Annotated in this window: 11 protein-coding genes and 1 pseudogene; 4 read left to right on the top strand and 8 right to left on the bottom strand. The window is 70.1% G+C overall.

What is annotated here, in order from left to right; all coding sequences use genetic code 11:
• Positions 1-26 precede the first annotated feature (26 nt).
• The 3 genes from GT045_RS18195 to GT045_RS18205 form a co-directional block, all read right to left on the bottom strand.
• Positions 27-1,790 carry a thiamine pyrophosphate-dependent enzyme gene (locus tag GT045_RS18195; protein ID WP_161334812.1) on the bottom strand — a complete coding sequence of 588 codons (1,764 nt, stop codon included), beginning with the start codon at positions 1,788-1,790 and terminating at the stop codon, positions 27-29.
• A gap of 14 nt (positions 1,791-1,804) precedes the next feature.
• Positions 1,805-3,388, bottom strand: coding sequence for an FMN-binding glutamate synthase family protein (locus GT045_RS18200; RefSeq protein WP_161334813.1), 1,584 nt, complete (start codon positions 3,386-3,388; stop codon positions 1,805-1,807).
• 330 nt (positions 3,389-3,718) lie between these two features.
• Positions 3,719-3,994, bottom strand: a complete 276-nt coding sequence (locus GT045_RS18205; RefSeq protein ID WP_161334814.1) for a hypothetical protein — start codon at positions 3,992-3,994, stop codon at positions 3,719-3,721.
• Positions 3,995-4,387: 393 nt separating this feature from the next.
• Here GT045_RS18205 and GT045_RS18210 point away from each other — a divergent pair, with 393 nt between their 5' ends.
• Together GT045_RS18210 and GT045_RS39840 are read left to right on the top strand one after the other, a co-directional pair.
• Positions 4,388-4,591, top strand: coding sequence for a hypothetical protein (locus GT045_RS18210; protein ID WP_161334815.1), 204 nt, complete (start codon positions 4,388-4,390; stop codon positions 4,589-4,591).
• 459 nt (positions 4,592-5,050) lie between these two features.
• Positions 5,051-5,432 (top strand): annotated as a pseudogene (locus GT045_RS39840) (ABC transporter ATP-binding protein); the annotation flags it as partial.
• A gap of 185 nt (positions 5,433-5,617) precedes the next feature.
• On the opposite strand, the gene GT045_RS18215 reads toward GT045_RS39840, so the two are convergent.
• The gene (locus tag GT045_RS18215) at positions 5,618-6,946 is read right to left on the bottom strand and encodes a class I SAM-dependent RNA methyltransferase (protein ID WP_161297836.1); all 1,329 of its coding nucleotides are present in this window, start codon (positions 6,944-6,946) and stop codon (positions 5,618-5,620) included.
• Between the two features lie 126 nt (positions 6,947-7,072).
• A complete protein-coding gene (locus GT045_RS18220) occupies positions 7,073-9,121 on the bottom strand; it encodes an APC family permease (protein WP_161297837.1) in 2,049 nt (682 codons plus the stop codon).
• A gap of 374 nt (positions 9,122-9,495) precedes the next feature.
• Between GT045_RS18220 and GT045_RS18225 the strand changes: the two genes are divergently transcribed.
• Both GT045_RS18225 and GT045_RS18230 read left to right on the top strand, forming a co-directional pair.
• Positions 9,496-10,167, top strand: coding sequence for a TrkA family potassium uptake protein (locus GT045_RS18225; protein ID WP_161297838.1), 672 nt, complete (start codon positions 9,496-9,498; stop codon positions 10,165-10,167).
• Positions 10,167-10,838: a TrkA family potassium uptake protein gene (locus GT045_RS18230; protein ID WP_161297839.1), complete on the top strand. Its 672-nt coding sequence runs from the start codon at positions 10,167-10,169 to the stop codon at positions 10,836-10,838. Before GT045_RS18225 ends, GT045_RS18230 begins: the two co-directional genes overlap by 1 nt.
• Before the next feature lie 219 nt (positions 10,839-11,057).
• Here GT045_RS18230 and GT045_RS18235 read toward each other — a convergent pair whose 3' ends face one another.
• Genes GT045_RS18235 through GT045_RS18245 form a run of 3 tightly spaced genes read right to left on the bottom strand, consistent with a single transcriptional unit; the run spans position 11,058 to position 12,957 of the window.
• Positions 11,058-11,825: a DUF3159 domain-containing protein gene (locus tag GT045_RS18235; RefSeq protein WP_161334816.1), complete on the bottom strand. Its 768-nt coding sequence runs from the start codon at positions 11,823-11,825 to the stop codon at positions 11,058-11,060.
• Between the two features lie 3 nt (positions 11,826-11,828).
• A complete protein-coding gene (locus GT045_RS18240; protein WP_161290399.1) occupies positions 11,829-12,227 on the bottom strand; it encodes an OB-fold nucleic acid binding domain-containing protein in 399 nt (132 codons plus the stop codon).
• A gap of 43 nt (positions 12,228-12,270) precedes the next feature.
• Positions 12,271-12,957, bottom strand: a complete 687-nt coding sequence (locus GT045_RS18245) for a response regulator (RefSeq protein WP_161290401.1) — start codon at positions 12,955-12,957, stop codon at positions 12,271-12,273.
• Between the last annotated feature and the right edge of the window lie 88 nt (positions 12,958-13,045).

Below are 13,045 nucleotides of genomic sequence, written 5' to 3' on the forward strand. Positions count from 1 at the left end.
TCAGCTCGCCGGGTCAGCTCGCCGGGTCAGCTCGTACCGTCGTCCCCGTGGCTGCGCACCATCTCCTTGACCTTGGCCACCGCGAAGCCCCACCCCTGCTCGACGGTCGGCTTGGCGGGCACCGCGACCTCGTCGGGGTTGGTGAGGACGTCGAGGAGGACCGGCCCCGGGATCTCGAAGGCGCGGGCCACGGCCTTCTCCAGTTCGGCCGGGTCGGTCACCCGGATGCCGGTGATGCCCATGGCCGTGGCGACGGCGGCGAAGTCGGGGTTGTCCAGGACGGTGCCGAACTCCGGGAGGCCGACCTGTTCCTGTTCCAGCTTGACCATGCCCAGGCGGCGGTTGTCGAAGACGACGAGCTTCACGGGGAGGCGCTGCGTCTTCAGGGTCATCAGGTCGCCGAGGAGCATGCTCAGCCCGCCGTCCCCGCAGAAGGCGACGACCTGCCTCGCCCGGTCCAGGCACTGGGCTCCCAGTGCCTGCGGCATCGCGTTGGCCATCGAGCCGAGGTTGTAGGAGCCGATGAGCCGCCGATCGCCCCGCATCTCGACGAAACGCGAGAGCCACACCGTCGCCATGCCCGTGTCGGAGGTGAAGACGGCGTCGTCGTCGGCCAGCCGGTCCACCACCGCCGCCAGCGCCTCCGGCCGGATGTCGTGGGTGCGGTTGTCCAGCGAGGAGCGGAGCCGGCCGAGCAGACCCTTGTCGTGGGCGGGATCGGCCAGCCGCGCCTGGCTCTCGCGCCACTGCGAGAAGCGCTCACGGGCCTTCTCCAGGTGCGAGCGGTCCCGGGCGCCTTCCGTCCCGGCGGGGGCGGCGGTGAGGTGGGTGAGGAGGTCGCGGACGGTGACGCCGGTGTCGCCGACGAGACCGGCGTCGACCGGTACCCGGCGCCCGATGTGCGCGGCCTCGGTGTCCACCTGGATGACGGTCTTGCCCTCGGGATACCAGTCCCGGTAGGGGAAGTCGGTGCCCAGCAGCAGCAGGGTGTCCGCGTCCTGGAGGGCCGACGCCGCGGCCGGGTTGCCGATCAGCCCGGTCTGGCCGACCTGGAAGGGGTTGGTGTCGCCCTCGAAGCCCTCCTTCGCCTTGAGCGTGAGGACCATCGGCGCGGCCAGCCGGTCGGCGAGGGTCAGCACGTCCTCGCGGGCGCCGCGGGCGCCCCGCCCGACGAGCAGGGTGACCCGTTCGGAGCGGTCCAGGAGTTCGGCCGCCGTGCGCACGGCGGACTCCTCCGGCCTGCTGAGCGGGGCGTTCAGGGAGAACCGGGCCGGTCGGTCGTTGTCCAGTTCGCGCTCGCCCACGTCGCCGGGGATGCTCAGGACGGCGACCCCCTTGCGGCCGAGGGCGTGACGGACCGCCGTCTCCAGCATCTGCGGCAGCTGGTCGGGAGAGGTGACGGTGGCGCGGAAGACGGCGACGTCGTTGAAGAGGGCGTCGTTGTCGACCTCCTGGAAGTAGTCGCTGCCGAGTTCGGCGAGCGGCACCTGCCCGGCGATCGCCAGGACGGGGGTGTGGCTCTTGGCGGCGTCGTACAGCCCGTTGAGCAGGTGGACGGAGCCGGGGCCGACCGTGCCCATGCAGACGCCGAGGGTGCCCGACAGCTGCGACTGGGCGCTCGCGGCGAACGCCGCCGCCTCCTCGTGCCGGCAGCCCACCCATTCCAGGTCCCCGGTGCTGCGGATGGCGTCGGTCAGGGGGTTGAGCGCGTCTCCGACCACGCCGAACACCTGGCGTACGCCGAGTTCGCTGAGTGCGTCCACGATGACGCGGGCGACGGTACGGGCCACTTCAGTCCTCCGGATCAGACGGTGAATCGGTCGGGGTCGGCGGTCTTCCAGTCGACCGCCCAGGCGGCCGGCGGCTCGACGAGCAGCTGCCCGGGTTCGAGCCACTCGTACAGTTCGTCGTAGGAGCGCTCGGTGTGGGGGTCGATGCGCCGGCGGAGCATGTGGGGGCGCAGCTCGGCGGGATCGGTGACGCCCATGGACGCCATGATCTGCAGGGCGCTGGCCACGGTCGCCTCCTGGAAGCGCCGGACGCGCGGGGTCTTGTCGCGGACGTCGAGGGCGCGGGCGCGCCAGGGGTCCTGGGTCGTGATGCCGGTGGGGCAGGTGTTCGTGTGGCACCGCTGGGCCTGGATGCAGCCGACGGCGAACATCATCGCCCGCGCCGCGTTGCCGTAGTCCGCCCCCTGCACCAGGCGTTTGACCAGGTCGGTACCGGTGGCGATCTTGCCGCTCGCCCCGATCCTGACGCGGTCGCGCAGGCCGGTGCCGACGAGGGCGTTGTGCACGGTGAGCAGGCCCTCGGTCAGCGGGGCGCCCACGTGGTCGGCGAACTCCAGGGGGGCGGCGCCGGTACCGCCCTCGCCGCCGTCCACGACGATGAAGTCGGGGGCCGTGCCCTCCTCGAGCATGGCCTTGCACACGGCCAGGAACTGCCGGCGCGATCCCACGCACAGTTTGAACCCGGTCGGTTTGCCGCCGGACAGCTCGCGCATCCGGGCGATGAAGCGGACGAGTTCGCGCGGAGTGGAGAACACCTTGTGGTACGGCGGTGACATCACGGTCTGCCCCTCGGGCACGTCCCGTACCCGCGCGATCTCGGCGTTGACCTTCGCGCCGGGCAGCACACCGCCGATGCCCGGTTTGGCGCCCTGGGAGAGCTTCAGGGACACGCACTTGACGTTTTCGTGCGCGGCCTTGTCGGCGAACTCGGCGGGGTCGAAGTCGCCGTCCGGGGTACGGCAGCCGAAGTATCCGGTGCCGATCTCCCAGACCAGGTCCCCGCCCGGCCTCAGGTGGTACTCCGACAGGCCGCCCTCACCGGTGTCGTGGGCGAAGCCGCCGGCCGCCGCGCCCCCGTTGAGGGCGAGTACCGCGTTGGCCGACAAGGAGCCGAAACTCATCGCCGACACGTTCAGCAGCGCCATGTCGTAGGGGCGGGTGCAGTCGGGGCCGCCGATGCGCACCTTCGGGGGTGTGTCGGGCACCGGGCGGGGGGCCATCGACGGCACGAGGAACTCGTAGCCGGTCTCGTACACGTCCCGTTCGGTGCCGTACGGCTGCTCGGCGTCCGTGCCTTTCGCCCGCTCGTAGACGATGGTGCGCACGTCGCGGTCGAAGGGGCGGCCGTCGTAGTTCCGCTCGATGAAGTACTGCTGCAGTTCCGGGCGGATGCGTTCCAGGAGGAAGCGGGCATGGCCCAGCACGGGATAGTTGCGCAGCACGGAATGCCGGCGTTGCAGCAGGTCCGCCGCGCCCAGCAGACCCAGCAGGAGGAGCGGTACGGCGGCCCAGCACCACCAGGGCGAGACACCGGCCGCGACGACGGCCGCCGCCGCGCCGGCGGCCAGGGTCAGGAGGACGATTGCCATACGAGTCACCCCACGCTCCTTGCCCCCGACCGGCTTTCCAGTCCTGTGATCTCGTCAAAGACACCACCAAGCCGCTCACCGCACCGACGTACCGGGCGGCGGACGGGGGGCTCGCGGCACCGGCGTACCGGGCGGCGGACGGGGGGGCACCGCAGCGCCGTACCGGCGGCGGACGGTTGGGCTCGCGGCCGGCACGCCGCGGGTCCGCCGCACCGGGACCGAGGCGGTGACCGGCGGGCGTCCGCTCTCTCGCGCTCCCGCGGCGGCCGGCACCAGGACGCCGCCACAACGGCGGACCACCAGGACAGCGCACCCCGTCAGAACGAGCGTCGCGAGCCGTCATCTCAGCGTCAGGACATCGCCCGCAACGCCCACACCACAGGCGATGCGCTCAGGAAAACCGCAGCTCAGGAGCCCTTCGCGGCAAAGCTGTGCTGCCGTCACGTGCCTCATTCCTTTCGATTCACCGAAGCCTTCGACTCCGAGAACTTCCCAATCCTCGCGCAGCACAGAGGCGATCGGGTCTTCCTCTTCGTTCCGCCCATTGCCAATAAAAGCGAGATTGCGACAGAAGAGAATTCCTTGATCGATCGGCCGGTCGACTTGAGAACCCACGTCTCACTCACGAGGAATTCTTCGCGATTGAGTCCACCCACCGTTTCCTAAAGGAATCGCCCGGTGAACCGGGGAGCGTTCACATCCTGTTCAGACCCCTCGAAGAGCTGCGGATAGTACGATCTGTGGAGAACATCGATCGACGACCTAGATGCCGTCCTCGGCGAGATTGGAGAAGAGCAGTCCGCACTACAATACGGCTGCGGCTCACCCACGCACATACCCTGACCAGCGCAATTTCTAGGTCCGTACCGGTTACGAACGGGTGTTTCGGATTGAAGTCTCACGAAATTCCTCAGAGTTGCGCGAACGATCCTGGAAACCGATGCGCGAGCCCGAGAAAGCGCGGCCGATGAAGTGACCGACCACGTGGCTGCATAAGCGCCTGCCCAGGTGTCAGCTCTGGCGACGCTGCTGGCGGCAACCGCCGCCTCCGAAAAGGAGAAAGCCGCTCTGGAATCCGAATTGCACGCCATTTTCGAACTCACATCCACCGGCCACGTCCGTCTTGACGACATTTCCCCCCTGCGCGAGATCCCCCTCGGGGACCTTCCCCCTCAGCTCTGCGAATACGTCAGCGATCTGCTGGAAGGATGAAGGCCGAAGGCGGGCAGCCAGGACCGCCCGACCCCAGAACACCGCACGCCTGCCGCCCACACCCGCCGTGCGCCACGGCGGGCTCCGCGCGCATGAGGCCCGGGACTTCCAGCAAGAGATGTGCACGGTGCTGCGCCGCGCTCCCGGGAACACCGTGCTGATCTGCCTGCGTGACCTCGACGTCCTCGACGACCGCTGGAAGCCGGCGTCGGCAGCACCCCCGACGTGGCGCTCCTCGTCCGGCACGGCACCGTCGTCGGCTGGAGCCTCACTGACCCCGCGCGCTACCTGACCACCAGCTTCGCCGCCCCGCCCCTGCTAAGCACGAACGATCTGCGGGCCACCGACGTGAAGCCCAAGCAGATCGAACAACAATCGCCTCCGACGTGTACGCGTACATGAGGGACGGCGGGGTCGTTCCCCGTGCCCGGACCCCTGAGTTCAGCGGCCCGACGACACCTCGCGAGGGGCCGCTCCCGGCACAAACGCCTGCTCGACGGCGACACCCCCGAGGACGCCGAACTGATCGAGACGGCCCTGGACGCGGTGGACGCCACCAACCTGGCCGATCACCCCTTCGACCGACTCTCCGACGGCGAACGCCAGCCTGTCCCCATCGCCCGCGTCCTCACCCAGCGGTCCTCCCCCCCTCGTCCTGGACGAGCCGACCGACCACCTCGACATCCGTCACCAGCTGGACGCCCTGAATACGCTGCGCCACCTGCAGGCCACGGTGGTCGTGGCCCTGCACGACCTGAACCCCGCCGCCAACTACTGCGACCCCCTCTACGTGCTCGACCACGGCCGGCTTGCCGCCAGCGGCCCGCCCATGGAGATGGTGCAGCGTCAAGACAATGCACCACGAGCTGCTCCTGGCGTGCCCGATCCAGGAGGGCCAACTGCTGGACGTGACGAGACCGCAGGTCACCGATGCCGCGAGCTGGAAGTGCCGGCTCTATGTGGTGTATTCCGGGAAACAGGTCGAGCCCACGTGGCAGTTCCTGAGCAACTCAGAAGAATCGCAGGTCAGAGCCCCTTCGCAGCAGGCTCCAAAATAGCCACGCACTCCACATGATGCGTCATCGGGAACAGATCGAACGCCCGAAGCGTCCGCACCCGGTAGCCCCCCTCGCGGAAGTAGCCCAGGTCCCGGGCCAGCGCGGCGGGGTCGCAGGCGACGTAGGCGATGCGGCGGGCGCCGAGGGAGGTGAGGTGGGTGACCGTCTTGCGGCCGGCGCCGGCGCGGGGCGGGTCGAGGACGATCAGGTCGACCTCCGTGATGCCCGTGCGCGGCAGGACCGACTCGACCTTGCCCTGTTCGATGCGGACCCGCGGGAAGCCTGCCAGGTTGTGCCGCGCGTCCTCCACCGCCCGCTTGCCGGACTCGATGCCGAGCACCGCGCCCTTCTCGCCGAGGCGGTCGGCGAGGGCCCCGGCGAAGAGGCCGACGCCGCAGTAGAGGTCCAGGGCCATGTCGCCCTTGCGGGGCAGCAGGCCCTGCATGACGGCCTTCACCAGGGTGTCGGCGGCCTTCGGGTGGACCTGCCAGAAGCCGCCGCTGCCGACCCGGTAGGTGTGGTCGTCCGCGCGCTCGCGCACGAACCCGCGGCCGTGGACGCGGTGGACGCCGCCGTCCCGCTCGTCCACCCGCATGACGGAGACGGGCCTGTCCAGCTCGACCAGCGGCAGCCGGGCGCCGGGGCGCGGTTCCAGGATCACCATGCGGTCCTGCGAACCGGTCGCGGCGATCGCCTCGACGGAGGCCATGCCGGACCAGTCCCGGTCCTCGATGCCCAGCTCGCTGACACCGGCCGCGGCGATCATGCAGTGGTCGATCGGTTCGACCTCGTGCGAGCGGTGGCGGCGCAGACCGGCGTTGCCGTCCGCGTCGACGGCGTACTGGACGCGGGTGCGCCACTGCGGAACCTGGCCGGCCGGCAGCTTGTCGCCCTCGGCCGGGAGCACGGTGCCGTCCCAGCCGGCCTCCTCGGGGGTGAGCCCGGCGAGCCGCTTGAGCTGTTCGGCGATGACGTCGGCCTTGAGGCGGCGCTGGGCTCCCGGCTTGGCGTGCTGCCAGTCGCAGCCGCCGCAGCGGCCGGGCCCGGCGAAGGGGCAGGGCGCCTCGATGCGGTCCTTGGACGCCTCGAGGATCTCCACGGCGTCGGCGCGCAGGAAGCGGGCGCCCTCCTCCCCCTCCGTCACCCGGGCCACGACCCGCTCGCCGGGCAGGGCGTGCCGGACGAAGAGCACCTGGCCCTCGGACGTACGGGCGACGCAGTGGCCGCCGTGGGCCACGGGGCCGATCTCGACCTCGTACTCCTCGCCCACCAGAGACTGGCTCGGTTCTGTCTGCATGGTGGGGTGACTCCAGATCGAAGAGGTTCGGAGAGCGGTGACGAGGGGAAGCGGGCCGGCGCACACCGGTGGGCCGGACAACAGCCCACCAGTCTACGGCCTTCCCGCCCGGCCTCGGTCCTCGCCTCAGTCCTTGGCGGACGGCTCCTTGGGGCGGTCCGCCGCGGGGCCCCGCCGGACCGCGCCGGGCGCGTTCCACTCCTGCCGCTTGCGGGCCCGCAGCTTGGCCGCCTCGGAGGACTGCAGCTGGTAGGGCACCGAGGTCACCATGACGCCGGGGGTGAAGAGCAGGCGGCCCTTCAGGCGCAGGGCGCTCTGGTTGTGCAGCAGGTGCTCGTACCAGTGGCCGACCACGTACTCGGGGATGATCACGGAGACCGCGTCGCGCGGGGACTCCTTGCGCAGGCTCTTGACGTACTCGATCACCGGACGGGTGACCTCCCGGTACGGCGAGTCCAGGACCTTCAGGGGTACGTCGATGCCGCGCCGCTCCCACTCCTCGCGCAGCGCCTTGGTCTCCGCCGGGTCGACGTTGACGGTGAGCGCCTCCAGGGTGTCGGAGCGCATCAGCTTGGCGTAGGCCAGGGCACGGAGGGTGGGGCGGTGGATCTTGGAGATGAGGACCACCGAGTGCACGCGGGACGGACGGACCAGGTCGTCGCTGGGGCCCTCGGGCGCGGCGATCTCCTCGGCGACCCGGTCGTAGTGCTTCCGGATCGCGGTCATGGTCGCGTAGAAGATGCACATGCCGAGCAGGGCCACCCAGGCGCCGTGCGTGAACTTGGTGACCAGGACGACGACGAGCACCAGGCCGGTGAAGAAGGCGCCGAACGTGTTGATCGCGCGGGAGCGGACCATGTGGCGGCGCTTGGCCTGGTCCTTCTCGACGGCGAGGTGCCGGTTCCAGTGCCGGACCATGCCGGTCTGGCTGAGCGTGAAGGACACGAACACGCCGACGATGTACAGCTGGATCAGGCGGGTGGAGTCGGCTCCGTAGATGACCACCAGCAGGGCCGCCGCGCCGGCGAGCAGCACGATGCCGTTGGAGAAGGCGAGGCGGTCGCCGCGGGTGTGCAGCTGGCGCGGGAGGTAGCGGTCCTGGGCGAGGATCGAGCCCAGCAGCGGGAAGCCGTTGTACGCCGTGTTGGCCGCCAGGAACAGCACCAGGGCGGTGGCGGCGGCCAGCAGGATGAACAGGAAGCTGCCCTTGCCGAACACCGCCTCGGCGACCTGGGAGATCACCGGGTTCTGGACGTAGCCGGAGCCGACCGGGCTGCCGTTGTGGATGAGGTCGGTGGCCGGGTGCTCGGCCATGCGCACCTTGGTCGTCATCGCCAGGGCGATGATGCCGCAGAACATGGTGACGGCCAGCAGGCCCATCATCGCGAGCGTGGTCGCCGCGTTCTTGGACTTGGGCTTGCGGAAGGCCGGGACGCCGTTGGAGATCGCCTCGACGCCGGTCAGGGCCGCACAGCCGGAGGAGAAGGCGCGCAGCAGCAGGAAGACGAGCGCGAAGCCCGCGAGCCCCTGGTGCTCGGCCTTGATGTGGTAGTCGGCGGTCGGGGCGCGCATGGTGTCGCCGAGGACCAGGCCCCGGAACGCGCCCCACAGGATCATCACGAAGACACCGCCGACGAACACGAACGTCGGGATCGCGAAGAGCTTGCCCGACTCCTTCACACCGCGCAGGTTCATCAGCGTCAGCAGGACGATCACGGCGGCCGCGCAGAGCACCTTGTGCTCGACCACGAACGGGATCGCCGAGCCGAGGTTCTCGATGCCGGAGGCGATGGAGACGGCGACGGTCAGGACGTAGTCCACGAGCAGGGCGCTGGCCACGGTCAGGCCGGCCTTGGGGCCCAGGTTGGTGGTGGCGACCTCGTAGTCGCCGCCGCCGCTCGGGTACGCGTGCACGTTCTGGCGGTAGGAGGCGACCACGGTGAACATCAGCACGACGACCGCGACGGCGATCCAGGGGCTGAAGTGGTACGCCGACACGCCCGCGATGGACAGGACCAGCAGGACCTCTCCCGGCGCGTAGGCGACGGAGGACAGCGGGTCGGAAGCGAAGACGGGCAGTGCGATGCGCTTCGGCAGGAGGGTCTCGCCCAGCCGGTCACTGCGCAGGGCGCGCCCGATCAGGATCCGTTTGGGCACGTCGGTCAGTTTGGACACGAGAGAGGATCGTAAGCCTTCGAACAGGCAGCCGCCCACCCGGCGGGCCGGATATGCCTCCCGAGTGAAAACGGGGACGCGCGGAACTGCGGAATCCGTGGATGGTGTGCCCCTCGTGCCTAGATGGCAAACCCCGTATGTCATCGCACTTCGGAGGTTCCATGCCCGCGACCGCGGAGCTGATCGGGGCGGTGCTCGCCCTGGCCTGCCTCGGAATCCTGACCCTGTGCAGCGTGCGCAGCATCACTCGCAGACGGCTCCCGCCGCCGCCTCCGGCACATGGGTGTCCACCGCCCGGCGCCCGTGTGTAGCTTTGGGCGTCGGTCTGAGACCCTGATGCTGAGCAGTAACTTTTGGACACCGGAAGGACGGTCGTGCACATCGTCATCATGGGCTGCGGAAGAGTGGGTTCCGCTCTTGCCCAGACCCTGGAGCAACAGGGACACACGGTCGCCGTGATCGACCAGGATCCCACCGCCTTCCGCCGACTGGGCCCGGGTTTCGGGGGACGCCGGGTCACCGGGGTCGGCTTCGACCAGGACACCCTGCGCGAGGCGGGCATCGAGGAGGCCGGCGCCTTCGCCGCCGTCTCCAGCGGTGACAACTCCAACATCATCTCCGCGCGCGTGGCCCGCGAGATGTTCGGCGTGGAGAACGTGGCCGCCCGCATCTACGACCCCCGCCGCGCCGAGGTCTACCAGCGCCTGGGCATCCCCACCGTGGCCACGGTCCGCTGGACCGCCGACCAGATGCTGCGCCGCCTGCTGCCGTCCGGGGCCGAGCCGCTGTGGCGCGATCCCACCGGCGGGGTGCAGCTCGCCGAGGTGCACGCCTCCGCGAAGTGGGTCGGGCACAAGATCAGCAAGCTGCAGGAGGAGACGGGCGTCCGGGTGGCGTTCCTGACCCGCCTGGGCGAGGCGGTCCTGCCCACCTCCCAGACGGTGCTGCAGGAGGGCGACCTCGTGCACGTGATGATGCGGACGGACGACGTGGAGAAGGTCGAAGCGGCGTTCGCCGGTGGCCCGGAAGAGGAGGGCGGTCACTGATGAGGGTCGCCATTGCCGGAGCCGGCGCCGTCGGCCGCTCGATCGCGGGCGAGCTGCTGGAGAACGGCCACGAAGTGCTGCTGATCGACAAGGCGCCTACCGCCATCTCGGTCGAGCGCGTCCCGCAGGCGGAGTGGCTGCTCGCCGACGCCTGCGAGATCACCTCCCTGGACGAGGCGGCCCTGCAGCGCTGCAACGTCGTGATCGCCGCGACCGGCGACGACAAGGTGAACCTGGTCGTCTCGCTGCTCGCCAAGACGGAGTACGGCGTTCCGCGCGTCGTCGCGCGTGTCAACAACCCCAAGAACGAGTGGCTGTTCAACGAGGCCTGGGGCGTCGACGTCGCCGTCTCCACGCCGCGTCTGATGTCCGCCCTGGTCGAGGAGGCGGTGAGCGTCGGCGACCTGGTCCGGCTGCTGCGCTTCAGCCACGGCGACGCCAACCTCGTCGAGCTGACCCTGCCCGAGGAGTCGGCCCTGGCCGGTACGCAGGTCGGTGACGTGGAGTGGCCGCAGGACACCTCCCTGGTCACGATCATCCGCGGTACCCGCGTGCTGACCCCTTCCAAGGACGACTCCCTGGAGGCCGGCGACGAGCTGCTGTTCGTGGCCGCGCAGGCCCGGGAGGAACAGCTGGAGGAACTGCTGTCGGTACGCCGCGACGAGGCCTGACGCCTTCTTCCGGCGGTACGACGGTGAAGGGCGCCCCTGCTGGCAGGGGCGCCCTTCCGCGTGTGCGACCGGAGGACCGGTACGGGTGCTACCGGAAGGCCGGCGCGGAGGTGACCGGAGGACCGGTGCCGGTGTGACCGGAAGGCCGGTGCCGGTGCGACCGGAAGGCCGGCGCGGAGGTGACCGGAGGACCGGTGCCGGTGTGACCGGGAGGCCGGCTCACGCCTGGCGGCGGTGCCTGGGGCCCGGCGTCTCGCCGCCCTCCGCGGCCAGGGCCGCCTTCCGCTCCTCCTCGGCCTTCTCCTCCGCCTCCATCTCGGCGAAGACGTCGATGGGGGCCGGCGCCTTGGCCAGGAAGACCCAGGTCAGCCAGACGGCGAGCAGGAACGGCGGGATCTTCAGGATCACCAGGACCCAGCCCAGCTGGGTGGTGTCGGCCCACCAGTACAGCGGGAAGAGGATCGCGCACTTGGCCAGCAGGATCAGGCCCCAGGCCCAACTGGCCTTGGCGTACGCCTTCTTGCGGCCGGGGTTCCGGGTGCGCCAGGAGAGGTTCTCCTTGAAGACCGGGCCCAGGATGAGGCCGATCAGGGGCACCCCGGCGATGGTCGTGACGATGTACGCCAGCGCCAGACCCAGCGTGTAGAGCATGCCGGGGAGGTAGAAGTCCTTGGCGTTGCCGGTGAACATCGCGAAGACGACACCGAAGGCCACGCCGAAGACACCGCTGAAGGCGTGCTTGACGGTGTCCTTCATGGCCAGCCGGACCACGACCAGGACGACGGACACCGCGAGCGCGGCGATCGCCGACAGGTGCAGATCCTTGTCGATCGTGAAGATCGTGACGAAGAGGAGGCCCGGCACGACCGTCTCGACCATGCCGCGGACCCCGCCGAACGCCTCGAACAGCGCCGCCTCGGTCACCGCGCGGGCGTCGTGAGGCTGTGTCTGGTCGGTGTCTTCGGTCGGCTTGTCGAGGGACGTCACCGGCTACTCCCGTCCGAGGGGTCGCAGTTCGTATTTCGGGTTGAACAGCACCCGGCGGCCTCGGCTCATCGAGATCCGGCCCGATGCGAGCAGCTTGCGCCCCGGTTCTATGCCCACGATGGAGCGCCTGCCGAGCCACACCACATCCAGCGCGGCGGAGCCGTCGAACAGCTCTGCCTCCAGGGCCGGGACTCCGGCACGCGGACGCAGAGTGACCGTGCGCAAGGTACCAGTTACGGTGACGATCTGCCGGTCCTGACAGTCACCGATCTTCGTGCAGCCCACCGTCTCCGCGTCTTCGCGCAGCTCCTCGGACTCCAGGTCCTCCTGCGACGAGGAGAGCCGGTCGAGCATGCGCCGGAACCGGCCGGCCGGCTTTTCGGAACGAGGAACAGCAGTCATATCTGAAGCGTACCGGGGAGGACCGACAGCACTGTAAGGCAGCTCACTTCTCGAACCGGTACCCCATCCCCGGCTCGGTGATGAAGTGCTCCGGGTGCGAGGGGTCCGCCTCCAGTTTGCGGCGCAGCTGGGCCATGTACACCCGCAGGTAGTTGGTCTCGGTGCCGTACGACGGCCCCCACACCTCCTGGAGCAGCTGTTTCTGGCTGACCAGCCGGCCGGTGTTGCGGACCAGCACCTCCAGCAGGTGCCACTCGGTCGGGGTGAGCCGGACGTCCTTGCCGCCGCGGTTGACCTTCTTGGCGGCGAGGTCGACGGTGAAGCCCTCGGTCTCCACGGTCGTCAGGTCGTCCTCGCCGGGTCCGACCGGCTCGGCCCGGCGGACGGCGGCCCGCAGCCGGGCCAGCAGCTCGTCCATGCCGAACGGCTTGGTCACGTAGTCGTCGGCGCCCGCGTCCAGCGCCTCGACCTTCTCGTCGGAGGAGTGACGGGCGGACAGGACCAGGATCGGTACCCGGGTCCAGCCGCGCAGGCCCCTGATCACCTCGACGCCGTCCATGTCGGGCAGCCCGAGGTCGAGCACGACCACGTCGGGGTGCCGGGACGCGGCCAGTTCGAGGGCCGCCCTGCCGTCGGCGGCCGCGTCGACGTCGTACTTGCGCGCCTTGAGGTTGATCACGAGGGCGCGCACGATCTGCGGCTCGTCGTCGACCACGAGCACCCGGGTCATAGGGTCTGCCTTTCCGGTTCTGCGATGCCTGCTCCGCCTGGGGACTGCGCGCCGGGGGGCCGCGCGCCGCCGGGCCGGCCGGGGGGCG

The sequence above is a fragment of the Streptomyces sp. SID486 genome, assembly GCF_009865385.1.
GTDB lineage: Bacteria > Actinomycetota > Actinomycetes > Streptomycetales > Streptomycetaceae > Streptomyces.